This is a genomic window from Streptomyces sp. 4F14, from assembly GCF_048159485.1.
Lineage (GTDB): Bacteria > Actinomycetota > Actinomycetes > Streptomycetales > Streptomycetaceae > Streptomyces.
Window position 1 is genome coordinate 20796 of record NZ_JBLRVY010000021.1, and the last position, 24872, is coordinate 45667.

A 24872-nucleotide genomic window follows, 5' to 3' on the forward strand; every position below is an offset into this window, starting at 1 on the left:
ATGCCCGGATCGTCCCCGACCGTGTCCGTGAAGCCCGTCGTCCTGCCCGCCCCCGAGCGCGGCGAGGACCTCCAGGTCCGCGTCTCCGCACCCCTGTTCGGCACCGGTCTGCCCGTCCTCCTCTTCTCCCACGGCTACGGCTGGTCCCTCGACGGGTACGCGCCCCTCGCCGACCACTGGGCCGCCCACGGGTTCGTCGTCCTCCAGCCGACCCACCTCGACTCCCGGACGCTCGGCGTCCCCGCCGAGGACCCCCGTACGCCGCGCATCTGGCGCCTGCGCATCGAGGACGCCGTCCGGGTGCTCGACTCCCTCGACGTCCTCGTCGCCGCCGTTCCCGGACTGGCCGGGCGCGTCGACGCCTCCCGCATCGCCGTCGCCGGGCACTCCTGGGGTGCGCAGACCGTCGGCACACTCCTCGGGGCGCGGGTCCTCACCGACCCCGACGAGGACTTCACCGACCCCCGCGTCCGGGCGGGCGTCCTCCTCGCGGCAGCCGGCCTCGGCGACGACCTCACCCCCTTCGCCGCCGAACAACTCCCCTTCATGCGCCCGTCGTTCACCACGATGACCCCACCGGTCCTCGTCGTCGCCGGCGACCACGACCAGTCCCACCTCTCCACCCGCGGCCCCGACTGGTTCACCGACCCGTACGTCCACAGCCCCGCCCCCAAAGCGCTGTTGACCGTCTTCGGCGCCGAGCACTCCCTCGGCGGCATCGTCGGACACGAGGCCGCCGAGACGACCGACGAGAGCCCCGAGCGCGTCGCGTTGATCCAACACGTGACGACGGCGTTCCTGCGCGGCGCGTTGGGGTTCGAGGGGGAGGAGTGGGCCGGGGACCCCGGGGAGTTGGGGAAGCTGGAGACCAAGTAGCCCGCTGTCAGCGGCCGTTCAGGCCCCGCCACTCCCGTTCGAGGATCGCGTGTACCACCGAGTCCCGCCAGGCGCCCCGTTTGTGGACGTGTTCGCGGATCCGGCCCTCCACGGTCATGCCGGCGCGGGTCATCGTGCGGGCGGACGCCTCGTTCGCGGGGGCGCGGGCGCCCCAGACGCGGTGGAGGGCGAGGTCCTCGAAGGCCAGGGCGAGGAGGAGGCGGACGGTCTCGGTGCCCAGGCCGGTGTGCCAGGAGGCGGGGTTCAGGGCGAAGCCCAGGGTGGCGGCGCGGGGTTGGTGGGGATCGGAGGCCAGGCGGGCCACGCCGATGAGGGTGGTGGGGGCGGCTACGGCGAGGACGTACTCGGTGCGGGGTTCGGTGCGGGCGGATGTCCGGGCGCGGGTCACCATGTCCCGTACCTCGTCGTGGGTGCGGGGTTCGAACGACAGGTGGGCGGTGGCGAGTTCGCTGCCGTAGACGGCGAACACGGCGTCGGCGTCGGCGGGTCGCAGCTCGCGGAGTTCCAGGCGGTCGGTGCGGCGGAGGACCGGGTACATGGCGGGACTCTAACGGGGCGGTGGGCCGGGGGCGTTCGTCCCGACGCCTCAACGGCCGTCGCCCGGCGGGGCGTTCACCCCGTCGGCCCGTCGTACCACCCCGCCACGCCCGGATGCCGCTTCCACCCCCCGTCGGGTGCGGAAGCGGCGTATCCCGGTCGCCCTCGGGCGCGTACCGCTACTGCTGCTCCGGCTGGTCGCGTTTGATGCCCAGCGCCTCCTCGGCCTTCTGCTGGACCTGGTCGACCTGGCTCTCGTACTTGTTGCCGGTCTTCTCGTTGATCATTTTCTCGGCGGTGTCGGACATGTCCTGCGCCTTGTCCTGCATCGCCTTGTTGCTCTTGAACCTGTCCAAGAGGCCCATCAGAAGCTCCTTCCGGAGGTGATTCATCACGACCATATGTCCGAGTTGCTCCGAATGCCCACCCGAAGGGGGGTGGCCGCGCGACCCGGCCGTACCCATGGAGTGACCCCGCACACCCTCCCGCTAGCGTGTACGCGGCCCTGACCGGGGCAAACGTCCGGTGCGGGGCGTCGGGAACGGGCGCAAGAGAACCAACAGGACATCGGGAGGGACGCGCGTGAAGCGTGTTCGGGGCGGGGTCGCGGTCGCCGCCGTACTGGTCGTGGCGCTGGCGGGCTGCGCGGAGAAGAAGGACGGGGGCGGCGCGTCCGGCCCCCAGAGCGGCGCCGCCCTCGCGGCGGCCGAGGCGCTGCCGGTCAAGGGCCGCGCGCCGAAGACCGGCTACTCCCGCGACGCCTTCGGCTCGGCGTGGGCGGACACGGACTCCAACGGCTGCAACACCCGGGACGACATACTCCAACGGGACCTGGCGGACGTGAAGTTGACCGGCGGCGACTGCAAAGTCTCGTACGGCGTACTGGAGAAGGACCCCTACTCCGGCAAGGACGTCACCTACCGGCGCGGCAAGAGCCAGGTCGACATAGACCATGTCGTCGCCCTCTCCGACGCGTGGCAGAAGGGCGCCAAGTACTGGGACGCCGGCAAGCGCATCGCCCTCGCCAACGACCCCCTCAACCTCCTTGCCGTGGACGCGAGTACGAACCGCTCCAAGGGTGACGGCGACGCGGCGACCTGGCTGCCGCCGAACGCGTCGTACCGCTGCGCGTACGTCGCCGCGCAGGTCGCCGTCAAGAAGAAGTACGAACTCTGGGTGACCGGCGCGGAGAAGGCGGCGATGGAGAAGGTTCTCAAGTCCTGCCCGAGCCAGAAGTTGCCAGCCGGCGGGAACCCGACGAAGGCGCCGGAGCGGTTCAGGGCGAAGTGAGGGTGGCGGACGCGGACTCTTCAACTTAGGCTTACCTAACCTCAATTGGGGAGTCCGCCCTGAGGGTCCGCCCCCACCCATGCCCGGGGAGTCCGCCCATGCCGCAGCCCAAGCACACCCCCGAACTCGGCGAGATCCAGGAGACGTTGCTCATCCCGCTCTACGCGCGCGCCGTCGAGACCCGCAAACGCCGCGGGATGCTCCACGACCCGCGCGCGGTGGAGATGGTCGACGCCCTGGAGTACGACTTCTCCCGCTTCGCCGGCGCGAGAAGCCTGGTCGGCGCGAACCTGCGCACGCTCCTGTTCGACCACTGGGTACGGGAGTTCCTCACCGCGCACCCCTCCGGAACGGTCGTCGAGATCGGCACCGGCCTGAACACCCGCTTCGAACGCCTCGACAACGGCACCGTCCACTGGTTCGACCTGGACCTCCCCGACGTCGCCGCCCTGCGCCGCCGCTTCTTCGAGGACACCCCGCGCCGCCGCATCCTCTCCGCGTCGGTCACGGACCCGTCCTGGACCCAGGCGGTACGCGACTCCCCGGGCCCGCACTTCCTCGTCGCCGAGGCCGTCCTCATCTACCTCGACGAACCCGGGGTCCGCGCGGTCTTCGACCTGATCGCCGGCCAACTCCCCGGCGCCCACCTGGCCTTGGAGACGGCCGGCTCCCGCATGATCGACCGCCAGGACACCCACGACGTCCTCGCCAAGGTCTCCGCCCGCATGCGCTGGCGCTGCGACGACCCCAGATCCGTCGAACACTGGCGCCCCGGCCTCCACCTCGCCGACACCTGCTCCTTCACCGCCCTCCCGGACGCTGTCCGACGTGAACTCCCGCTGGCGTACAGGCTGTTGCTGCGGGCGATGTCGACGGCGCGGCGACGGGACGTGGAGGCGTACCGGTTCAACGTGTTCCGCTTCGACTGAGACTCAGCCGGCGGACGGCCGGTACGCGGAGATCACGTACGTCGCCTCGTCGTCGATCGCGTTCCTGTCCTCGTCGAGGACGATGCGGGTGGGGTGGCCGTCCGGCGCGTACTCGACGGTGGCCGTGTCGGCGTCGTTCGCGCGGGCGGTTTCCAGGTGGGTCAACAGGACGCCGATCGTGGGGAGTTCGGCATGAGCGGACTGGCCGGGGCCGGTCGCGGAGGTGACTCTTCCGTCCCGGACGGTGAGGTGGAAGGTTCCGGCGAGGACCTGGGACTCGGCGTCGAGGGTGCAGGTGTACGACGCGGGCTCCCGCCAGGCCGGGTCGGCGCCGGTGTGGTCGGGGCTCTCGCCGCAGGCCGTGGTGGTCAGGGCCACGGCCAGGGCGAGGACGTGCAGTGGGCGGGCGGTCATGGGATTCCCCTCGTCGTCGTCATGACCTGGACGCCGGGCGCCTACCGGGCGTTCAGCGAGGCCACCACCTTTTCCGTCAGCTTCTTCGCGCTGGCGGCGCCGTTCGCCGGGCCGTCGGTGGACAGGACGCTGACGACGTTCGTGCCGACGCGGGACGCGACGAGGGTGGTGCCCGTCTCCCAGGCGTCGCTGGTCAGGGTGATCGTGTACGCCTCGTCACCGAGGGCGGGGGTGGCGGCGCCGGTGATCTTCACCTTGCTCTTCGTGTCCGCGTCGGTGTAGCCCGGGCAGGACGCCACGACCTTCTTCAGCGCCGTCATGACGTCCGCCGACGTCGTCCCCCGGTAGGCGTCTATCTCCTGGTCCAGCTCGGCGGTCGTGTTCTTGTCCATGTACGACGCCTGCGCGAACGACACGCCCTTGATGCCGGTCAGCTCGATCCACGCGGTGCCGCCGAAGCCGGAGCAGTCGGGCTTCGCGGCGGTCGTCTCCGGCGCTCTGTACGTGCTGCCCGTGTCCCGCGTCGCCGTCGGGTCCACCGCGAACCCCGCGGCGAAGTACGAGGCCGGCGCGAGCGCCTTCGTGAGCTGGTCGCCGGTGAGGATGCCCGCGTTGGGGTCCTTGGGGGCGGCCTTCGCGGGGGCGGCGCTCTTGCCCGGGGCCGAGTCCGAGTCCGAGTTCGAGGAGCAGGCCGCCAGGGCGAGGGGGAGCGCGGCGGTGACGGCGAGCGTCTTGAGAGTGCGGGCGTGCATGGGTGTCCTTGAGCTGTCGTACACAAAAAGGAGGGCCCGATGGTCACCGGGCCCGGAGGGTTCATCCTAAGAAGGTAAAGGACACAGAAAAGTCTCTGAATGTCCAAAGATGGATCAAAGAGGGTGCGGTTCCTTCACCGGCCGTACGGATAGCCCTGCTGGTACGGGTTCGGCTGAGGCTGAGGCTGCGGCTGGGGCGCTCCCGCGTACCGGACCGGAACCGGCCGCGGCTTCTGGTCGAAGACCGCGAACAGGAGGAGCGCCGTACCCATGGCGGTCGCGAAGAGGAGGACGAGGCCGAAGGGGCCGTCGCCCCTGCCGTCCTCCAGGGCGATGAGCCAGGTCCAGACGGCGGCCTCGTAGACGAGGAAGGACACGCACGCGGTCCAGTCGGACGGCAGACCGCGGCGCAGCGCCACGTACGCGAAGGGGATCCAGGCGAAGAGGCCGAACGTGCCCCAGACGGGCAGCGTCCAGGCGATCCGCTGGCCCCAGCCCGCCTCCAGCCGCTTCGGGGAGGGTGAACCCGGCGGCGGCGTCGCGTAGTTGTAGCCGCCTGGTATGCCCGTCATGCCGTCCCCATCCCGCCCGCGTGTCCGGTCAGCGTAGGGCACGGGGTCCGGGGCGAGCGCCGCACGCCTCCCCTTTACTGTGGCATGAGGGATTCATGGGGACGCGGTCGGTACCTTGCGACGCGTACGTTTGAACGAACCGAGGGGTGGGCATGGCAGAGCACCGGCAGTCGAGGAAGCGCAGATACATCGCGTGGGGCGTGGCGAGCGCCGTCGTGGTCGCGGGGGGCGCGGTCGCGGCGCAGCAGTCGATGGCGGCGACCGTCTGGCCGGCGCAGAAGACGTTCACGGGGCGCGCGTTCGACACGTGCACCGCCCCCTCGCTCGCCGCGATGAAGGCGTGGAAGACCGACGGCTACTACGGCGGCGCGGCCGTCTACATCGGCGGCAAGAACCGCGGCTGCGCCCAGCCCAACCTCACCAATTCCTGGGTGAAGTCGGTCAACTCGCAGGGCTGGAAGCTGATTCCGCTGTACGTCGGCGCGCAGCCGCCCTGCCAGACCGGGTCCAGCCCCGAGAAGATCACCGCCGCCACGGCGACCTCGCTCGGCGCGACCGACGCCGCCGACGCCGTCACCAAGGCGTCCGCGCTCGGCATGAAGGCCGGCAGCCCGATCTACCTCGACATGGAGGCGTACGACATCACCAACAAGGCGTGCAACGACGCCGTGCTGGCGTATGTGCGCTCGTTCACGAAGACGCTGCGCGGGAAGGTGTACCGCGCCGGGTACTACGGCTTCACGTCGTCCAGCGCGAAGGCGATCGCCACCGCCACCAACAAGACCGACCTGCCGGGCAACCTCTGGTACGCGCTGTACGACGGGCAGGACACCACCACCGCCGACTGGCCCTGGGGCAAGGACCAGTTCACCAATCACAGCCGCGGGCACCAGTACAAGGTCAACAGCAAGGAGACGCGCGGCGGTTACACGATCACCATCGACCGCAACGCGTGGGACGCGCCGGTCGCGATCGTGGGCTGATCCTCCCGGAGTCTCTCGAACACGCGCCGGACGACACCCCCTGAGCGCGTGACGCGGGCGCGGCGGTGCCCCAAGTCCCGGTGAATCGTTGGTCGAATGGGTTGGCCCCAGGCGTACCACTGCCTACCATCGATCACCGCAAGACTTTGTGCACCGCCGCACAAGCTCCTACAGGAGGTCTCCTTGCACCGCCGTCGTCGCACCGCGCTCCTGCTGACCGCCACGATCGCCGCGGCAGCCCCCCTCCTGACCGCCTGCGGGAGTGACGCGCACCCCGGTGCCGCGGCCGTCGTCGGCGGCCAGCGCATCACCGTCTCCCAACTGGAGAACCGGGTCAACGAGGTCCGGGACGCGCAGCGTTCGGCCGTCAAGGACGACGCCCAGTACGCGCAGGCCATCGCCCAGACCGGCACGCTCACGCGGGACACCCTGCACGGCATGGTCCTCGACAAGGTCCTCCAGAAGGCCGCCGAGAACGCGGGCGTCACCGTCAGCCGGCGTGAAGTCCAGGAGATGCGCGCCGGGTTGGAGCAGCAGGCGGGCGGCGCCGAGGGGCTGGAGACGGCCTGGCTCCAGCAGTACGGGGTGCCCCCGCAGCGGCTCGACGAGAACCTCCACCTCCAGCTGGAGGCGCAGAAGCTGGCGGCGAAGCTGGGGACGGAGACCAGTCAGCCGGCGTTCTGGAAGGCGTTGTCGGAGGCGTCTCAGGAGCTGGGGGTGGATCTCAATCCCCGGTACGGGGGATGGGACGCGCAGAAGGTGAGCCGGGTGGATGCGGGGACGCCCTGGGTGCGGGAGATCAGCGCGGGGGCGTAGAGGGGTTGCTTCCGGGGTTGGCGTCGGCGTCGGTGTCGGCATACAAGATGGTTGTACGACTGGCATCCCCAGGCTGTGGATAACTTTCCCGGCGGGATCACGGGGTGGGTTACGTTCGCTGTGTGAACGAAACCAGCCCCGTAGATCCCGCACAGGCCACCGGCCGCATCGTCCTCCTCACCACCAGCCACCGCGTCGCCCCCGGCCTGCTCTCCTGGCCCGCCTGGCAGGTGCTCCGCGCGGCGGACCGGGTCGTCTGTGCGGACGGCGCGCATCCCCAGGTGCCGTATCTGCGGGAGGCCGGTGTCGCCGTCTCCGAGGGGGCGCCCGCCGCCGAGGAGCTGGTGGCCGAGTGCGCCGGCGGGCGGACCGTGGTCGTCGTCGCACTCGGCGAGGGAGAGCCCGCCCTCACCGACGGCCTCGCCCGCCTCGCCGGCTCCGGCAGGTTCGCGATGCCCGAACTGGAGCTGCTCCCCGCCTCGTACGACCTGCCCGGCGCCCGCCTCCTCGACCTCGTCCAGGTCATGGACCGCATCCGCCTCGCCTGCCCCTGGTCCTCGCAGCAGACCCACAAGGGGCTCGCGAAGTACGGGATCGAGGAGTCCTACGAACTCGTCGAGGCGATCGAGGAGGGTGACTACGACGAACTGCGCGAGGAACTCGGCGACGTCCTCCTCCAGGTCGTCTTCCACGCGCGCATCGCCGAGGACGCCGGGGAGGAGGCGTTCTCCATCGACGACGTCGCCGCGACGATCGTCACCAAGCTGATCCACCGCCACCCGCACGTCTTCGGGGACGCGGTCGCCACGACCCCCGAAGAGGTCAAGGAACACTGGCTGCGCACGAAGGCGATCGAGAAACGCCGGGCCTCTGTCACGGACGGCGTCCCCCTCCACCAACCCGCCCTCGCACTCGCCGCCAAGCTGTCGTCGCGGGTTCGGACGGCCGGGCTGGATGTGCCGCTGCCGGGCGGGGAGGGCGTCGGGTACGAGCTGCTGGCGCTCGCGGCCCGGGCCGAGGCGGAGGGGGTGGACCCCGAGGCGGCGTTGAGGGCGGCGGCGCGGGTGTACCGGGAGGCGGTTCGGGGAGCCGAGGGGGTGGAGGGCGACTGAGGGGGCGGGCGGTGCGGGTGCGGCGATATGGGTGTCGTCACGGATAGGACTCCCCTTCCCCGCGACGCCAGGCTGTGCGGTGGCCGCGATCAAGTCGGCGGCCTGTACGCCAGTCAGTTCGAGAACGGGGAATCTTGTGCTTCGTCATGTGTCCAGGGTGTCGCTCGCGTTGGCCGCGGTCGCGACGTTCGGTCTGACCGGGATGTCGGGGGCGGCGCAGGCCGCCGACGCGGGGATCCTCAGCGCGACCGGCTGTGCCGGCAACGCGGGGTCGACGGACGGTTCGGGCTCGGTGTGCCTGGAGATCAAGGGCACCAAGCTGCACGTCGACAGCTTCAAGCTGTCCAAGAAGTCCAACAACCGCGCGTGGACGGACCGCCCGATCCTGGAGATCGGCAGCACCTACGGTTACTACGGCACGCTGGAGAGCGCGTCCCGCACGGAGACGGTGACCGTCGGCTCCGCCATCAACCAGAACTTCGCCAACAACACGAAGGCGTGCGGCTGGTGGGAGAAGTACCCCGGGACGAAGGCGTGCATCACGATCCACAACTGATCGCCGCGAGCAGGTGGTTGAGGACGCCCTGTCCGCCGGAGGTTCGGCGGGCGGGGCGTTGTCCCGTGGCGGGAATTTGGCGGCGGGGACGAGTACGGTGGGATCTCTGATCCGGTTCTCGGGGCGCGGGGGCGTGTATGGAGCGGGAGTTGGAGGAGCTGGCGGTTCGGGCGGCGGAGGTGCTGGGGGCCGCGATCGACGCGGAGACCGAGGCGAGGGCAGAGGCATGGCGCGATGTCCGGAGCTGGTTCCTCGGGGTGTCTGCTCCGACCGGTGGCGGTGCGACGATGTTCCACCTCTTCTGGGAGGGGGCGTTCTCGTTCCGGGCCCGCCACATCCTGGAGTCCCTGGCTCTGACCGACGACCAGGCTACGGCCGCCGCCCGACTCCGTGAGCTGGTCGCCCACTACGAGACCGACGTGGACCCCACCCCGTCCACCACCCCCACGCCCCCGCCATCCCCCGACCGCGCCGACCGCGTAGCCACCCTCACCTCCATGCTCGTAGGCGCGAAACTCGAACGACCGGCCCTGAGCCCCCTGGACGACGGCCACCCCACCCCGGCCCCCGAGCCGCCCTCCGACGACGACCCCCCTCCCCGCGACCACGTCGACTTCAGAGGGTCCACCATCACCGCCCCCGTCATGGGCTCGGTCACCGGCGACGTCTACATCAACCACCTCGGCCCCACCCCCTCCCACCTGGACCCCTCGACCTGGCCCACCCTCGCCGATCTCTCCGACGCCGATGCCCTCGACCACGGCGTGCGGGAGGCGCGGCGGCTGGAGGACGGGCCGGAGCTGCCGCTGTACGCCGTGCGGGACGTCGAGACGGGCCGGGACTGGTTCGGGGACGGCGGGCTGCTGGTGATCACGGGGCGGAGGTTCGCGGGGAAGACCCGCACCGCGTGGGAGGCGCTGTCCGAACTCCCCCCGGACACCAGGGTGTTCGCCCCGTCCCCCGGCACGGACCTCCGTACCCTGCCGGCGCTGCTGGCCGGCCGCTCCGGCAGACACGTCCTGTGGCTGGACGACCTGGACGCCCACCTCAGGGAACGCGACCTGGACGTCAAACTGCTGGCCGAGCTGACGAAGGCCCGCGTACAGGTCGTCGGGACGATGAACGACGACGTGTACGACGCGCACATGGACGAGACGGACAGCATGGCGCACCGGCTCCTGGCGCGCGCGAAGAAGGCACGGCTGAGCACGGTGTGGAGCGACACCGAGCTGGAGAGGGCGAGGGACGGCGAGGACCCGAGGCTGACGGAGGCGCTGGAGTGGCGCGGGGACACCGGCGTCACGCAGTACCTGGCGGTCGCCCCGCTGCTGGCGGACACCTGGCGCCGGATGCTCGGCGCGCGCAGCCTGCGCGGTTTCCGCGAGAGCCTGCTCCCGGCGGCGGTCGGCCTGGCCCAGTGCGGCGTGCGCGGTGACATACCCGAGGACCTGCTGACCCGGGCCCTGGCGACCTACGACCCGTCGCCCCGGCACAACAGCGGGACCGTGGACGAGGCCCTGGCCTGGGCGTCCGAGCGACGGTACGGCGTCACCGGCTTCCTGGTCCCCGGGGTGCGGGAGGGCACGTGGCGCCCCCACGGCTCCCTCGTCGCGGCGGCGCTGCGCGAGAACGCACCCGTGCCGTTCGACGTCTGGCGCCTCGTCCTCAAGGACACCTCCTACGGCCCCGAGGACCGGCACACCGTCCATATCAACGCCCGTACCTTCTTCACCCCCCAGGCCGAGAAGGGCACCCTCGACGCGATGTACCTGCTCGGCCTGCTCAAGGAGGCCGAGGGTGACACTCAGAGCGCGATGTACTGGTTCCGGAAGGCCGCGGACGCCGGGTGGTACGGGGTGGCGGAGCGGGTCGGCGCGCACTTCCTCGGCGAGGGCCACGCCGAACAGGCCCTCCCCTACCTCCGCACCGCCACCGAGAAGTCCCCCACCCCCACAGCCCACCGCCTCCTCGCCGAAGCCCACCTCGCCCTCGCCGAACAGGCACTCCACCGAGCCGCCGCCGTGGACAGACAGGCCGCCGGACAACTCGGCGACCTGGACCTCCGCCTCGCCGACGCCTCCCGAGCCGCCCAGTACTACATACGCAAGGACCAGCCCGCCCCCCTCGCCCGCAACCTCGCCGCCTACCACGTCCTGCGCGGCGAGACCGAGACCGCCCAGCCCTACCTGGAGCGCGCGGCCCACGACGGCGACGACAGAGCCGTACGCATCCTGGACGACATCCGCGCCGAGCCGCAGACCCTCCAGGACGCCGAGTCTTACTTCAGAGGTAGTACCGACCCCCAGGACCTCGCGCACCTCGGCGTAGTACTGGAGAGGTCGGGTCGTAGTACCGAGGCGCTACGCACGTACGACGAGGCCGCCGCACAGGGCGACCCCTTCGCCCGCGCCCGTGCCGAAGCGCTCCGGCGGGGACGGGATACCGTCGACGGGTGACCGACAGCACCCCCACCCTCTTCACCTGGGAGTTCGCTTCCAACCCGTACCCGGCGTACGCGTGGCTGCGCGAGCACGCCCCCGTGCACCGGACCACCCTCCCCAGCGGAGTGGACGCCTGGCTGGTCACCCGGTACGCCGACGCGAAACAGGCCCTCGCGGACGCCCGCCTCTCCAAGAACCCGGCGCATCACGACGAACCGGCGCACGCGAAGGGCAAGACCGGTATCCCGGGGGAGCGCAAGGCGGAGCTGATGACGCATCTGCTGAACATCGACCCGCCGGACCACACGAGGCTGCGGCGGCTCGTCAGCAAGGCGTTCACCCCGCGCCGGGTCGCCGAATTCGCGCCCCGCGTACAGGAGTTGACGGACCAGCTCATCGACCGTTTCGCGGCGAAGGGCGAGGCCGACCTCATCCACGACTTCGCCTTCCCCCTCCCGATCCACGCCATCTGTGACCTGCTCGGCGTACCCCGCGAGGACCAGGACGACTTCCGGGACTGGGCCGGGATGATGATCCGGCACGGCGGCGGCCCGAGGGGCGGTGTCGCGCGGTCCGTCAAGAAGATGCGCGCCTATCTCCTCGACCTCATCCACCGCAAACGCGGCGACCTCGGCGACGACCTCATCTCCGGCCTGATCCGCGCCTCGGACCACGGCGAGCACCTCACGGAGAACGAGGCCGCGGCGATGGCGTTCATCCTCCTGTTCGCCGGCTTCGAGACGACCGTCAACCTGATCGGCAACGGCACCCTCGCCCTCCTCACCCACCCCGACCAGCGGGCCCTCCTCCAGAAGTCCATCAGCGCGGGCGAGACCGATCTCCTCGAAACCGGAGTTGAAGAGCTCCTCCGCTTCGACGGCCCCGTCGAGCTGGCGACTTGGCGGTTCGCGACCGAGCAACTCACCCTCGGTGACCAGCGGATCGCCCCCGGCGACCCGGTCCTCGTCGTCCTCGCCGCGGCCGACCGCGACCCGGCCCGTTTCGAGCACCCCGACACCCTGGACCTCGCCCGCCGCGACAACCAGCATCTGGGCTACGGACACGGCATCCACTACTGCCTCGGCGCCCCCCTCGCCCGCCTGGAGGGGCAGACCGCGCTGGCGACACTTCTCACACGCCTGCCGGACCTTCAACTCGCGGTGAGCCCCGAGGAGTTGAGATGGCGCGGCGGCCTCATCATGCGTGGCCTGCGGACTTTGCCGGTCGCCTTCACCCCGGCACCCCCGCCCCGGTGACCCGGCGCAAACATGACACGCCCTCAACTCCGTGATCTTCACGTGATCTGCGCGGCATGAACTTGTGACAGGTGATCGTATGCCGATACGTTCACAAGCCGGAGCGGCCCAGCCACTCCCGCCCCCACTGCCGTGAGAAAGGTGCCCGCATGCTCTCCGGGAACGGCCGTCACCGTCGCCCCCGCCAGGCCCCGGCCCTGCTCGTCGCCGCCGGAGTGACCGGCTCCGCGATCGCCATCCCGCTGCTCGGTGCGAGCGGCGCGAGCGCCGCCGGCAACCCGGCCGGGGTCGAGGGGACCACGGTCTGGGACAAGGTGGCCGACTGCGAGACGGACAGCGCCTGGGACGAGAACACCGGCTCGGGCCAGTTCGGCGGACTGCACATCAAGCTCGACGACTGGAAGAAGTACGGCGGCCTCACCTACGCCGAACGCCCCGACCTCGCCGGCCGCGCCGAGCAGATCGAGGTCGGCAAGCGGATCCTCGCCGACCAGGGCCCCGGCTTCTGGCCCGTCTGCGCGCTCACGGCGGGCCTGACGAAGGACAACGGCGCGGCGGCGACGGACACGACCCCGAGCCCGAGCCCCAGCACGGGTACGGGTTCGACCGGTACGTCCGGCTCGTCCGGAACGTCGGATCCGTCCAAGGAGCCGAGCCCGACGCCCGGTTCGGGCACCTCCGGCGACACGGGCACGGCCGCCAAGCCGACCCCGACCCCCACGCCCACCCCGACGCCGACCCCCACCCCGTCGTCGTCGGCCCCCTCCGAGGAGACCGGCACCTCCGCCGAGGCGGGCAGGTCCAACGGCTCCGGCCGCGTCGTACCGGACGCCCCACAGGTTCCGGACGGCAAGCCCACAGAACCGTCAAGCGGTGACAAGTCGGACAACCCGGTGCAGGGTCCCGGCTCTTGGAGCCTCGTCGACACGGGCGTCGGCGCGGCCGTGGGCGCCTCCCCGCTCTCCGTCCCCGCCCCGAAGAGCGCGTCGACCCTCTCGACCGCCGGCACCGGCAAGCACCGCGGGCTGAGCGCGGACGAGCCCCAGTCGTACACCGTCCGGGTCGGGGACACGCTCAGCTCCATCGCCGACTCCCTTGAGCTTGACGGCGGATGGCGTGCCCTCTACGCCGCGAACGAGGGCCTCATCGGGGCCGACCCGAGCGCCATCGTCCCCGGTCAGACCCTGTCTCTCGGCGACTGAGCCGACGTACGGCAAAGGCGTAAAAGCGGGCGGAACCACGGCAGTTCGGCGTCCCGGTTGGCGTCTAATGTCCGGGTTTGGCGAAAGTGTGGGATGAGTCTCAGAAGCCCTGATCGTCTTTGAAAATCCGCTGAGCGCATGTCTACGGTCGTGACCGCTCGGCAACCCGAGCCCCGGCTGCCGCAACGCCGAATCCTGCCAGCGGCCGTCCGGGAACAGTCGTCGCGTCAAGCGCCGTAGGCAGGAGCGGGGGACCCAAGGTAAGTGCTGGGAACGGTGGTTGACGCCGGACCCGGCTAGGGGTGAAGTCGCGGGAGCGACAGGGCAACTCAACCGGCCCTAACCCGACAGCTCACCTCGCAGGCGTCGGTGAGGGGATCGATCCATGCTGTTTTCCGGCAAGGGCAAGCACCGCCGCCCGTCCAAGGCCACTCGTGTCGTCGCGCTTGCCGGTGTCACCGGTGTCGCCGTCGCCGCCCCCCTGATGGCCGCGGGCAGCGCTTCCGCCGCCACCGCCTCCGAGTGGGACGCCGTCGCGCAGTGCGAGTCCGGCGGCAACTGGGCCATCAACACCGGCAACGGGTACTACGGCGGCGTCCAGTTCTCCGCCTCCACCTGGGCCGCGTACGGCGGTACCGCGTACGCCCCGACCGCGAACCTGGCCACCAAGTCCCAGCAGATCGAGATAGCCGAGAAGGTCCTCGCGGGTCAGGGCAAGGGCGCCTGGCCGAGCTGTGGCGTGGGCCTGTCGGGCGCCAGCTACAACGGCGGCTCCTCCTCCAACTCGGGCTCCTCGTCGAGCGGTTCGAGCAGCAGCCGTACGGAGTCGAACTCCTCCTCCCGCTCCACCGAGCGCCCGGCCGCCCCCAAGAGCACCACCCCCAAGGCGTCCAAGACCGTCACCACCCCGACCGGCCAGAAGGTCAAGAAGGGCGACGGCGAGTACAAGGTCGTCAAGGGCGACACCCTCAGCTCCATCGCGGCCAAGCACAAGGTCGCCGGCGGCTGGCAGAAGCTGTTCCAGCTCAACAAGGACATCGTCCAGGACGCCGACCTCATCTACCCCGGTCAGCAGCTCCACCTGAAGTAGACACCTGAACCACAGGCCGCTCACATCCGTGGACCTCACAGTGAAGACGCCGTGAGGGTCACCCCCCGTCCCTCACGGGCCCCCGCTCCGGTGCGTGTTCCCCCGTACGCACCGGAGCGGGTTTTTCTTTGCCCCCCGTCCTCCCAGCTGTCACCCCCTCTTTGTTCCGAGTATGAACAATGAGTACGGTCGGTTCTGTCCCACGGGGCGAGCGGTCGGCTGGCCGAAGCCCCGGAGCCGGTTAGGCTCGTCCTCGCAGCGCCCACGAGGTCTGCGTACCCGCGTCACACTGAAGGAGATGCTCGTGCCGTCCATCGACGTCGTCGTAGCCCGGGAAATCCTCGACTCGCGAGGCAACCCCACCGTCGAGGTCGAGGTCGGCCTCGACGACGGCAGCACGGGTCGTGCCGCCGTCCCGTCCGGCGCCTCCACCGGTGCCTTCGAGGCCATCGAGCTGCGCGACGGTGACCCCAACCGCTACCAGGGCAAGGGTGTCGAGAAGGCCGTCCTCGCCGTCATCGAGCAGATCGGCCCGGAGCTCGTCGGCTACGACGCGACCGAGCAGCGCCTGATCGACCAGGCCATGTTCGACCTGGACGCCACCGACAACAAGGGCTCGCTGGGCGCGAACGCCATCCTCGGCGTCTCCCTCGCCGTCGCGCACGCCGCCTCCGAGGCGTCCGACCTGCCGCTCTTCCGCTACCTCGGCGGCCCGAACGCGCACCTCCTGCCGGTGCCGATGATGAACATCCTGAACGGCGGCTCGCACGCCGACTCCAACGTGGACATCCAGGAGTTCATGATCGCGCCCATCGGCGCCGAGTCCTTCTCCGAGGCCCTGCGCTGGGGCACCGAGGTCTACCACACCCTCAAGAAGGTGCTGAAGACCAAGGGCCTGTCCACCGGCCTCGGCGACGAGGGCGGCTTCGCGCCGAACCTCGGCTCCAACCGCGAGGCCCTCGACCTCATCCTCGAAGCGGTCAAGCAGGCCGGGTACGTCCCCGGTGAGCAGATCGCCCTCGCGCTCGACGTCGCCGCCTCCGAGTTCTACAAGGACGGCAAGTACCTCTTCGAGGGCAAGGAGCGCTCCGCCGCCGAGATGACGGAGTACTACGAGGAGCTGGTCGCCGCCTACCCGCTCGTCTCCATCGAGGACCCGCTCTTCGAGGACGACTGGGCCGGCTGGAAGGTCCTCACCGACCGCCTCGGCGACAAGGTCCAGATCGTCGGCGACGACCTCTTCGTCACCAACCCCGAGCGCCTCGCCCGCGGCATCGAGGACGGCGCCGCCAACGCGCTCCTCGTCAAGGTCAACCAGATCGGCTCCCTCACGGAGACCCTGGACGCCGTCGAGCTGGCCCAGCGCAACGGCTTCAAGTGCATGATGTCCCACCGCTCCGGCGAGACCGAGGACGTCACGATCGCCGACCTCGCCGTCGCCACCAACTGCGGCCAGATCAAGACCGGCGCCCCGGCCCGCTCCGAGCGCGTCGCCAAGTACAACCAGCTCCTGCGCATCGAGGAGATCCTCGACGACGCGGCGGTGTACGCCGGTCGTAGCGCCTTCCCGCGCTTCAAGGGCTGAAACACCCTTAGGGACGCTGCTTAGAAGGGCGTCGCTCGTACGTCCCCGTACCCGGTCCCGTACCGTGTGCGGGGACGTACGCACGTATGAACGGGAACGGGAGGCGCGGCGCATGGCCGTCAAGGACAAGGACCGGTTCTCCACCGCGACCAGACTCCGCGCCCTCGGCGAGCAGACCGCCGCCCGCGTCTACCGCTCCCAGACGAAACGCCAGCAGCGCCGCTCCCGCCTCACCGGCCGCGCCGCCCTCCTCGCCCTCGTCCTGTGCACCCTCGTCGTCGCCCTCGCCTACCCGATGCGCCAGTACGTCTCCCAGCGCGCCGAGATCGCCGACCTGGAACGCGAGCAGGAACAGGCCCGCCAGAAGGTCGAGCAACTCCGCGACCTCAAGGCCCGCTGGCAGGACGACGCCTACGCCGAGCAGCAGATCCGGCTGCGGCTCCACTACGTCCTGCCCGGGGAGACCGGGTACGTCGTCGTCGACCCGGACGCCGCGAAGCAGGCCCGCGTCGACGCGGGCGCGGCCGACCGGCCCTGGTACGCGAACGTCTGGGACGGCGTCGACAAGGCGGACGCGGTCGGCAGGTGAGGCCGGGGGCGGCGTACCCCGATACTGGACGCGCCCGCCTGACCTCTTACCGACAGCAGAGAGACTCCCGTACGACATGCAAACGCCTCCCCCGACCACCGAGCGCACCGAGCCGACCGACGCGGACGTCGAGGCGTTCCGGCAGCAGCTGGGCCGCCCCCCGCGGGGCCTGCGCGCCATCGCCCACCGCTGCCCCTGCGGCCAGCCGGACGTCGTCGAGACGGCCCCCCGCCTTCCCGACGGCACCCCTTTCCCCACGCTGTACTACCTGACGTGCCCCAAGGCGAACTCCGCCATCGGCACGCTGGAGGCGAACGGTGTGATGAAGGAGATGACCGAGCGCCTCGGCCGGGACCCCGAGCTGGCGGCGGCGTACCGGGCCGCGCACGAGGACTACGTCCGGCGCCGGGACGAGATCGAGGTGCTGGCCGGGTTCCCGAGCGCCGGCGGCATGCCGGACCGGGTGAAGTGCCTGCACGTCCTGGTCGCGCACTCGCTCGCCGCGGGCCCCGGCGTGAACCCCCTCGGCGACGAGGCGCTCGCGATGCTGCCGGAGTGGTGGGGCAAGGGCGCCTGCGTGACGCTCGTCGAGGGGGACGCCCGGTGACCCGCGTCGCCGCCGTCGACTGCGGCACCAACTCCATCCGCCTGCTCGTCGCCGACGTCACCCCCGGGACCGGTGAACTCGTCGACCTGGACCGCCGGATGACCATCGTGCGGCTCGGCCAGGGCGTCGACCGTACCGGGCGGCTCGCGCCGGAGGCGCTGGAGCGGACCTTCGCGGCCTGCCGGGAGTACGCGGCGGTCATCAAGGAACTCGGCGCCGAGAAGGTCAGGTTCGTCGCCACCTCCGCCTCGCGGGACGCCGAGAACCGGGACGAGTTCGTACGGGGCGTCCTCGACATCCTCGGCGTCGAGCCGGAGGTCGTCAGCGGGGACCAGGAGGCGACGTTCTCCTTCGTCGGCGCCACCCGGGAACTGACCGCGCGGCCCGACCTCGCGACGCCCTACCTGGTCGTCGACATCGGCGGCGGCTCCACGGAGTTCGTCGTCGGCGACACCGACGTCCGCGCCGCACGCTCCGTCGACGTCGGCTGCGTACGGATGACCGAGCGCCACCTCGTCCACGAGGGCACCGTCACCGACCCGCCCACCGAGGCGCAGATCGCGGCGATGCGGGCGGACATCGAGGCCGCCCTCGACCTCGCGGAGCGGTCGGTGCCGCTGCGGGAGGCCCGGACGCTGGTCGGCCTCGCGGGCTCGGTCACGACGCTCTCGGCGATCGCCCAGGACCTGCCCGCGTACGACTCCGCTCGGATCCACCACTCGCGGATCCCCTACGCGAAGGTCCGCGAGCTGACCGAGTGGCTCCTGCGCTCCACCCACGCCGAGCGCGCGGCCATCGGCTCCATGCACCCCGGGCGGGTCGACGTCATCGGCGCCGGGGCCCTCGTACTCCTCTCGATCATGGAGCGGACCGGGGCGGCGGAGGTCGTGGTCAGCGAGCACGACATCCTGGACGGGATCGCGTTCGCGGTCGCGGAGGGTTAGACAAGGGGGAGGCCCCGGCGGTGTGCCGGGGCCTCCCGTGTGCGTCAGGCGTGTACGTCGATCTTGTCGCTGCACTTGCTGTACGAGCCCTCGACGTAACAGGCCCACAGCTTGAGGTCGGCGCCCTCCCGCAGGTCGCCGGTCACCTTGTCGGTGTACGGCGCGGAGTGGCCGCGCGTCGTGGCGGTGGCCCGGCCGTCGTTGACGCGCGCCTCGATGCCGTAGCCGTCCGCCAACTGGTCGGAGGCGATCAGGGTGTCCCCGGTGGAGGAGCCGAAGTCACCGGGATCGGCCGCCCACTGGGCGGTCCCGGCGTACTCGCCGTCGTTGAAGACGTCGATGCGGCCGGCGCCGTTGCTGAAGGTGTAGCTGTGGAAATAGACGTTCGGCGCGGCGCTCGCCGGGTTCGCCGGGCCGGCCAGAACCAGACCGGCCGCGAGTGCGCATGCTGAGGCGACTATGGACGCCGCTCTCCTACCCCGTGTCTTCACGTGTGACCTCGTCTCACAGAGTTGATGTTGTGAAGGAGCCACATCATTCAGGCCAGGGACGAGGTGAGGGAAGAGGCGATTTTCGGCCAAGGGGGTTCGGGGTGTGTCTCTGTGGCGTCTCCACTGAGCAGGGAGAACACCGTTTGAGCGCGCTTCGCGAGGACGCGGTGGCGTCGCGTCGACAAAGTTCGTGAAGTTCTTCACAAGGAAAAGGGTCCCGTTGGGCGAGGAACGTGCCCCGGTTGGCCCTTCCGGGGCCCAACACCCGTGTGAACACGTTCAAAACGGGGGTACGGGGACGTATCGCGAAGGCGTCTCACGGCCGCCGTACGGACCCCTCACGGAGCCCTTCCGGGCCCGGAGAGGCAGGTCGGGGGCCATTGACAACGGCGCCGCGGGGGAGTGGGTTCCCGCTCCCGGACATGACATGGATCACGTGAGTCGCGGAGGATAACACACCCCCTGCCGAAGCTTGTGAAGGGGCGCACGAGCGACCCCCCTGACCCGGGTGGATACTCGATGGCATGAGCACCACGGAGCGTCCCAGGATCCTCGTAGTAGGCGGTGGGTACGTCGGCCTGTACGCCGCTCGGCGCATCCTGAAGAAGATGCGCTACGGAGAGGCGACTGTCACGGTCGTCGACCCCAGGTCGTACATGACCTACCAGCCCTTCCTCCCGGAAACCGCCGCCGGCAACATCTCCCCGCGCCACGTCGTCGTCCCGCTGCGACGCGTGCTGCCGAAGGCGGAGGTGCTCACCGGCCGGGTCACCACCATCGACCAGGACCGCAAGGTCGCGACGATCGCGCCGCTCGTCGGCGAGGCGTACGAGCTGCCCTTCGACTACCTGGTGATCGCGCTCGGCGCCGTCTCCCGCACCTTCCCGATCCCCGGCCTCGCCGAACAGGGCATCGGCATGAAGGGCGTCGAGGAGGCCATCGGCCTGCGCAACCACGTCCTCGAACAGCTCGACAAGGCCGACTCCACGACCGACGAGGAGATCCGCCGCAAGGCGCTGACCTTCGTCTTCATCGGCGGCGGGTTCGCCGGCGCGGAGACCATCGGCGAGGTCGAGGACCTGGCGCGGGACGCCGCCAAGTACTACAAGACGGTCTCCCGCGAGGACATGCGCTTCGTCCTCGTCGACGCCGCCGACAAGATCCTCCCCGAGGTCGGCCCCAAGCTCGGCCTCTACGGCAAGGAGCACCTGGAGAGCCGCGGCGTCGAGATCTACCTCTCGACCTCGATGGACTCCTGCGTCGACGGCCACGTCGTCCTGAAGAACGGCCTTGAGGTCGACTCCAACACGATCGTCTGGACGGCCGGCGTCAAGCCCAACCCCGTCCTGTCCCGCTACGGCCTGCCCCTCGGCCCCCGCGGACACGTCGACACCTCCGAGACCCTCCAGGTCCAGGGCACCGACTACATCTGGGCCGCCGGCGACAACGCCCAGGTCCCCGACGTCGCCGCCCGCAAGGCCGGCGTCGAGAACGCCTGGTGCCCGCCCAACGCCCAGCACGCGCTGCGCCAGGCCAAGGTCCTCGGCGACAACGTGGTCTCCGGCATGCGGGGCTTCCCGCAGAAGACGTACTCGCACGCCAACAAGGGCGCCGTGGCCGGCCTCGGCCTCCACAAGGGCGTCGCGATGATCGTCATGGGCAAGATGAAGATCAAGGTGCGCGGGCGCCTCGCCTGGTACATGCACCGTGGCTACCACGGCATGGCCATGCCGACCTGGAACCGCAAGATCCGCGTCCTCGCCGACTGGACCCTCGGGATGTTCCTCAAGCGTGAGGTCGTCGCGCTCGGTGCCCTGGAGACTCCCCGCGAGGAGTTCTACGAGGCGGCCAAGCCGGCGCCGGCGCCCGCTCCGGCCAAGACCGAGGCCAAGGCGTCCTGAACGGTTTGCTCTGCTGAAGGGGCCGTCCGCCATCCGTGGTGCGGGCGGCCCCTTCGGCATGCGCGGGCCGCTGAGTACGCGTGCTCATGCCGGGGCGTGGATGTGGGGGTTGGATGGATGGTGGGGCCCTCGGGGGCCGGGTGTCGGTGGTGGTGGTTAGAGTTGGCCGTGTGATCCGTACGGGGAGGATGACGGGATGTTGCTGGAGGGCGGGGGGAACCCGTCGAAGGACGCTCAGAACGCGATTCAGGCGCAGGCCGACATGGCCACGGAGTACGCGTCGTTCACAGGTTTCCGCACGCGCATAGACGAACTGATCCGCACGCTCAAGGGATCCTCGGCCGGTCCCACCGAACTGGCCCAGGACCAGCTCACCCGCCACCAGTTCGGCGGCGGCAGCGAGGGGTGGATCGAGGCGGCGGGCCTCTTCACCGCGTACGAAACGGTCATCGGCGAACTCGAGAACCTCTCCAAGCTCCTCTCCGACTCCATGGAGGGCATGGGCATCGCCGTCCTCGCCTCCCACAAGGGGTACGAGAACATCGACCTCGACGTCCGGCAGCGGATGGCGGCGATCAGCGCGGAGACGACGAAGGAGTACGGCGGGGTGTACGACCCCGGCCGGCCGGAACAGACGGCGGGTCAGCCGGCGTCCGGCGACGGGCCGAAGAACTCGAAGGGCGGGGCGATCTGATGCGTGAGGCAGAGAGTTCGGGCGGGACGTTCTTCGACGGCATGAGCCACGAGCAGATGCTCGCGTGGCTCGATCAGGCGAACTCGGGCGTGGTCAGCGGCGCCGCGAGCCGGCTGGAGAAGGCCGCCGCGGAAATCCTGGACATCGCCGACGAGTTGAAGGTCCGCCCCCAGTGGGTGGCCTGGAAGGGCGAGGGCGCCGACGCCTTCCGCACCTGGGCCGCCGACCTCGCCGCCGCGACCCTGCGCCTCAGCGACTTCAGCAAAGACTCCGGCACGTGGCTCATGCACGCCTCCGACGCCATCTCCCTCGCCCAGTCCTCCATCCCCCGCGACATGCCGAGCGCCAAGGCGAACCTCGCCGCGGCCAACGCCGCCCACAACGACCCCGACGCCGCCGGGATCGCCTCCAAGTCCTCCGCGGAACTGGCAGCCCTGACCGCGGACCGCGAGAAGGTCCGCCTTGAGGCGGCCTCCCAGATGACGAAGCTCGCGCAGTCGTATTCGTGGTCTGCTACGCAGCTGAATTCTTTGGAGAGACCGAAGCTTCCGCCGCCGCCTGAGGCGTTCGTGCCCACGGGCTATTTGGTCGATGACGCGACCAATAAAGCCAGGCCTGGTGAATCCTCTCGCGCTAGCTCTTCTGTTCAGGCAGTCCATACGACGAGTTCCGCGGCAGAGGAAACGGGTTCAACAGGAAGCCCTTCCCTGCGGCATGCCCCCAGCGCTCTTGCGGCTCAACCGCATTCTCCGGCTGAAACGCCGTCCTCTGTACGGACGTCCATTGATTCGGCCGTTACTCTCCCGTCCCAGTCCCTGGTGGAGCCGCCGCGTAGTGCTGTTGATCCTGCTGCGGTGAAAGGAACGATGCCTCAGGCCGGTTTGCTGCCGCCGCTGTTCGGTGGTGGACAAACGCCGTCCGCCAACAACCCGGCCGTTCAGGGCCGGGTGCTCGGCACGGGTATGCCTGTGACGCCGTTGGGCCAGGGGACAGGGGGCGGTGCCCCACCCCTCGGTCGTGTTTCGGGGGTTACAGGTGGCAACGGCATCGTCGGTGGACGTCCTGTCCTGCAGCCAGAGGGTAGACCGGCGGGGGCCATCCCACGAGGCATGGTCGTAGGAGGGGAAGGCACACCGACGCGCGGCCCGATGGGACAGGCAACAGGTGGTCCAGTCGGCCGGGCAACCGGAATGCCGGGTGCGGCTTCAGGTGGCCGTCCAGCATCGATGCCTGGCGGAATTGTCGGGGGGCGCCCGACGGCTAACTCCGGTGCTGTGGGCAGTAGCCCTCTTCAGCAGGCAGGGCGTCGAGGAGGGCGCGTCCCTGCTCCCGGAGTGGTGGGTGTCGGCCAGGAGGGAACACGGAACGTGGTCTCGGGCGGTACGACTGTCGGTGCAGCGCGCTCTGGCGAGAATCACAGCGAAGCAGGCCCTGCTTCGCGACCACCTCAAGGGACGCCCGCAGCGAATACGAGAAGCGCGAGCAGCCGGCCTTACGGTGTGACCGAGGACGAGGAGACCTGGCGCCGAAATCAGCGGCCCACCGTGCCGCCGGTCGTCGAGTGACGTGTTCAGGAACTAGGGAGAGCGAAGTTCATGCGCTTCAGGGGTGATCGAAGCGGGGCTCGTCGCGTTGCTGCCGTGACAGTCCTGGGTTTGCTGCTTGTGGGCGCTGCGGGGACGTCGGCGGTGGGCGCCGAGTCGACTCGTGAAGAGCAGTGGTACCTGGACCGGATGCAGGCTGAGAGCATGTGGAAGACCAGCACCGGCGAAGGTGTCACGGTCGCGGTCATCGACTCAGGAGTGGATCCCACCAACCCTGACCTGGTAGGACGAGTTCTCCCGGGCAAGGACTACGCTACGGACGAGTCCGGTGATGCCCACACGGACTATGCCGGTCATGGCACGGGCATGGCCGGCATTATTGCGGGAACTGGCGCGTACGGTGGTGGCAAGGGCGCATTCGGCCTTGCTCCTGGAGCGAAGATCCTGCCGATTCGTGTACCCAACGCTGAAGCGACCAATAAGCTTGAAGGCGACAAGATATTCAACGCATCGTTGCCCCCGGCGATTCGTTATGCCGCCGACCATGGTGCGAAGGTCATCAATATCTCCATGGCCGCTTCGGAAACCACTCAGGAGGTTTCTTCCGCAGTTGCATATGCACTCAAGAAGGGTTCATTGATCTTCGCGGGTGTCGGCAATAATGCGGAGAAGGGTAACCCGGTGATGTATCCGGCGGCGACTCCTGGTGTGGTTGGTGTCGCGGCAGTGGGCAAGGACCTCCACAGGATCAATATGTCCGAGTATGGCCCGCAGGTGGATATGGCGGCCCCCGGCGAGGAAATGGTGCACGCCTGCGGTGGCAAGACCGGCCTCTGCGAATCGAGCGGCACCAGTGACGCCACAGCCCTCGCCTCCGCCAGCGCCGCCCTCATCTGGTCCATCCACCCCACCTGGACCAACAACCAGGTCCTCCGCGTCATGTTGAACACGATCGGCGGCCCCACCGACGGCGCGAAGCGCAACGACGCCATCGGCTACGGCATTGTTCGCCCCCGCATCGCCCTCCACACCCCCGGCGACCCGGGCCCGGCGAACGTCTACCCCCTCCCCGACCTCGCAGCGGCGGAGAAATCGGCCTCCCCCACGCCCGCCCCATCGGCGAAGGCGAGCGAACCGGCAAAAGCGGCACCCGCCGCGAAGGGCGACGACGGCCCCCCGTGGCTGCTCATCGGCATCGGCGTGGCCGCCCTGGCCGCAGCCAGCGCGGCGGCAACGGCCGTCCTAAGGAAGCGCCGCACCACCCCGCAGCACTCCCAGACCCAGCCGTACCCGTCCCCGCAGCAGGGCTTCGGCCCACCCCCGCCGATGCCCGGCAACGTCCCCCCGAGCCAGGGCCAGGGTCAGGGCCCGTCCTGACCGTACGGGTTGAGGAGACGGCCTCCGGCAGAGCTCACGGAGGCTGTCCCCCGCCACTGACGTCCACCAGGATGCGTACCCGTCGACGGCCGCCCCTCTTACCTTCCGGAGCCGACCCGGGCCCCACCCTTACCGGCCCCGCCCCAACCGGACGCCCGCGCCCGGCCCCTCCGTATATCCGGAATCGGAAACACCTCCCCGAATACTTCACACCCTCAGGCCGATCAGCTCGAAACGCCCATCGCTGATTCTCTTACCGAGTTGCTAACTTGTACCGGAGATCGGGGACGCGT

25 protein-coding genes and 1 riboswitch are annotated in these 24872 nt (G+C 70.1%); of the genes, 18 read left to right on the forward strand and 7 right to left on the reverse strand.

Annotation, left to right across the window (positions count from 1 at the left end):
* On the forward strand, window positions 1–876 hold the full coding sequence (locus tag ACLZOT_RS31210; protein ID WP_416972456.1) for an alpha/beta hydrolase family protein: 876 nt from the start codon (window positions 1–3) through the stop codon (window positions 874–876).
* Window positions 877–883: 7 nt separating this feature from the next.
* On the opposite strand, the gene ACLZOT_RS31215 is transcribed toward ACLZOT_RS31210, so the two are convergent.
* Window positions 884–1435, reverse strand: coding sequence for a GNAT family N-acetyltransferase (locus tag ACLZOT_RS31215; protein WP_416972457.1), 552 nt, complete (start codon window positions 1433–1435; stop codon window positions 884–886).
* A 178-nt stretch (window positions 1436–1613) separates the two neighbouring features.
* Window positions 1614–1799: an antitoxin gene (locus ACLZOT_RS31220; protein WP_416972458.1), complete on the reverse strand. Its 186-nt coding sequence runs from the start codon at window positions 1797–1799 to the stop codon at window positions 1614–1616.
* A gap of 217 nt (window positions 1800–2016) precedes the next feature.
* Here ACLZOT_RS31220 and ACLZOT_RS31225 point away from each other — a divergent pair, with 217 nt between their 5' ends.
* Together ACLZOT_RS31225 and ACLZOT_RS31230 are read left to right on the forward strand one after the other, a co-directional pair.
* On the forward strand, window positions 2017–2724 hold the full coding sequence (locus ACLZOT_RS31225) for an HNH endonuclease family protein (RefSeq protein ID WP_416972459.1): 708 nt from the start codon (window positions 2017–2019) through the stop codon (window positions 2722–2724).
* Window positions 2725–2822: 98 nt separating this feature from the next.
* Entirely contained in the window at window positions 2823–3653 is an 831-nt protein-coding gene (locus tag ACLZOT_RS31230) for a class I SAM-dependent methyltransferase (RefSeq protein ID WP_416972460.1), read from the forward strand.
* Between the two features lie 3 nt (window positions 3654–3656).
* Here ACLZOT_RS31230 and ACLZOT_RS31235 read toward each other — a convergent pair whose 3' ends face one another.
* The 3 genes from ACLZOT_RS31235 to ACLZOT_RS31245 form a co-directional block, all read right to left on the reverse strand.
* A complete protein-coding gene (locus tag ACLZOT_RS31235; protein WP_416972461.1) occupies window positions 3657–4067 on the reverse strand; it encodes a DUF6174 domain-containing protein in 411 nt (136 codons plus the stop codon).
* 41 nt (window positions 4068–4108) lie between these two features.
* Window positions 4109–4819 carry a hypothetical protein gene (locus ACLZOT_RS31240; RefSeq protein ID WP_416972462.1) on the reverse strand — a complete coding sequence of 237 codons (711 nt, stop codon included), beginning with the start codon at window positions 4817–4819 and terminating at the stop codon, window positions 4109–4111.
* Between the two features lie 134 nt (window positions 4820–4953).
* Window positions 4954–5391, reverse strand: a complete 438-nt coding sequence (locus ACLZOT_RS31245) for a hypothetical protein (protein WP_416972463.1) — start codon at window positions 5389–5391, stop codon at window positions 4954–4956.
* A gap of 152 nt (window positions 5392–5543) precedes the next feature.
* On the opposite strand from ACLZOT_RS31245, the gene ACLZOT_RS31250 reads away from it, so the two are divergent.
* The 12 genes from ACLZOT_RS31250 to ACLZOT_RS31305 all read left to right on the forward strand — a co-directional run bounded on the left by ACLZOT_RS31250 (window position 5544) and on the right by ACLZOT_RS31305 (window position 18572).
* Window positions 5544–6374: a glycoside hydrolase domain-containing protein gene (locus tag ACLZOT_RS31250; protein ID WP_416972464.1), complete on the forward strand. Its 831-nt coding sequence runs from the start codon at window positions 5544–5546 to the stop codon at window positions 6372–6374.
* 183 nt (window positions 6375–6557) lie between these two features.
* Entirely contained in the window at window positions 6558–7190 is a 633-nt protein-coding gene (locus tag ACLZOT_RS31255; protein WP_416972465.1) for a SurA N-terminal domain-containing protein, read from the forward strand.
* A 122-nt stretch (window positions 7191–7312) separates the two neighbouring features.
* A complete protein-coding gene (locus ACLZOT_RS31260; RefSeq protein WP_416972466.1) occupies window positions 7313–8302 on the forward strand; it encodes a nucleoside triphosphate pyrophosphohydrolase in 990 nt (329 codons plus the stop codon).
* Between the two features lie 148 nt (window positions 8303–8450).
* Window positions 8451–8858 carry a hypothetical protein gene (locus tag ACLZOT_RS31265; RefSeq protein WP_416972467.1) on the forward strand — a complete coding sequence of 136 codons (408 nt, stop codon included), beginning with the start codon at window positions 8451–8453 and terminating at the stop codon, window positions 8856–8858.
* A 137-nt stretch (window positions 8859–8995) separates the two neighbouring features.
* On the forward strand, window positions 8996–11314 hold the full coding sequence (locus ACLZOT_RS31270; protein WP_416972468.1) for a tetratricopeptide repeat protein: 2319 nt from the start codon (window positions 8996–8998) through the stop codon (window positions 11312–11314).
* Window positions 11311–12555 (forward strand): cytochrome P450 family protein, encoded by a 1245-nt coding sequence (locus tag ACLZOT_RS31275; RefSeq protein WP_416972469.1) that lies wholly within the window; start codon window positions 11311–11313, stop codon window positions 12553–12555. Before ACLZOT_RS31270 ends, ACLZOT_RS31275 begins: the two co-directional genes overlap by 4 nt.
* A gap of 149 nt (window positions 12556–12704) precedes the next feature.
* Window positions 12705–13757 (forward strand): LysM peptidoglycan-binding domain-containing protein, encoded by a 1053-nt coding sequence (locus tag ACLZOT_RS31280; RefSeq protein ID WP_416972470.1) that lies wholly within the window; start codon window positions 12705–12707, stop codon window positions 13755–13757.
* Window positions 13758–13979: 222 nt separating this feature from the next.
* Window positions 13980–14138, forward strand: a riboswitch (cyclic di-AMP (ydaO/yuaA leader).
* A 4-nt stretch (window positions 14139–14142) separates the two neighbouring features.
* The gene (locus ACLZOT_RS31285; protein ID WP_416972471.1) at window positions 14143–14847 is read left to right on the forward strand and encodes a transglycosylase family protein; all 705 of its coding nucleotides are present in this window, start codon (window positions 14143–14145) and stop codon (window positions 14845–14847) included.
* A 298-nt stretch (window positions 14848–15145) separates the two neighbouring features.
* Entirely contained in the window at window positions 15146–16432 is a 1287-nt protein-coding gene (gene eno, locus ACLZOT_RS31290; RefSeq protein WP_416972472.1) for a phosphopyruvate hydratase, read from the forward strand.
* 112 nt (window positions 16433–16544) lie between these two features.
* Window positions 16545–17021 (forward strand): FtsB family cell division protein, encoded by a 477-nt coding sequence (locus tag ACLZOT_RS31295; protein ID WP_416972473.1) that lies wholly within the window; start codon window positions 16545–16547, stop codon window positions 17019–17021.
* Window positions 17022–17097: 76 nt separating this feature from the next.
* Window positions 17098–17628: a DUF501 domain-containing protein gene (locus ACLZOT_RS31300; protein WP_416972474.1), complete on the forward strand. Its 531-nt coding sequence runs from the start codon at window positions 17098–17100 to the stop codon at window positions 17626–17628.
* A complete protein-coding gene (locus ACLZOT_RS31305; protein ID WP_416972475.1) occupies window positions 17625–18572 on the forward strand; it encodes an exopolyphosphatase in 948 nt (315 codons plus the stop codon). Before ACLZOT_RS31300 ends, ACLZOT_RS31305 begins: the two co-directional genes overlap by 4 nt.
* Before the next feature lie 44 nt (window positions 18573–18616).
* Here ACLZOT_RS31305 and ACLZOT_RS31310 read toward each other — a convergent pair whose 3' ends face one another.
* On the reverse strand, window positions 18617–19063 hold the full coding sequence (locus tag ACLZOT_RS31310) for a hypothetical protein (RefSeq protein ID WP_416972476.1): 447 nt from the start codon (window positions 19061–19063) through the stop codon (window positions 18617–18619).
* 524 nt (window positions 19064–19587) lie between these two features.
* Here ACLZOT_RS31310 and ACLZOT_RS31315 point away from each other — a divergent pair.
* Complete coding sequence (locus ACLZOT_RS31315) at window positions 19588–20964, forward strand: NAD(P)/FAD-dependent oxidoreductase (protein WP_416972477.1); 1377 nt, start codon at window positions 19588–19590, stop codon at window positions 20962–20964.
* 196 nt (window positions 20965–21160) lie between these two features.
* Window positions 21161–21658 (forward strand): hypothetical protein, encoded by a 498-nt coding sequence (locus tag ACLZOT_RS31320; RefSeq protein WP_416972478.1) that lies wholly within the window; start codon window positions 21161–21163, stop codon window positions 21656–21658.
* A 73-nt stretch (window positions 21659–21731) separates the two neighbouring features.
* Here ACLZOT_RS31320 and ACLZOT_RS31325 read toward each other — a convergent pair whose 3' ends face one another.
* Window positions 21732–22235, reverse strand: coding sequence for a hypothetical protein (locus ACLZOT_RS31325; RefSeq protein ID WP_416972479.1), 504 nt, complete (start codon window positions 22233–22235; stop codon window positions 21732–21734).
* Window positions 22236–23253: 1018 nt separating this feature from the next.
* Here ACLZOT_RS31325 and mycP point away from each other — a divergent pair.
* On the forward strand, window positions 23254–24579 hold the full coding sequence (mycP, locus tag ACLZOT_RS31330) for a type VII secretion-associated serine protease mycosin (protein ID WP_416972480.1): 1326 nt from the start codon (window positions 23254–23256) through the stop codon (window positions 24577–24579).
* Window positions 24580–24872: the final 293 nt, after the last annotated feature.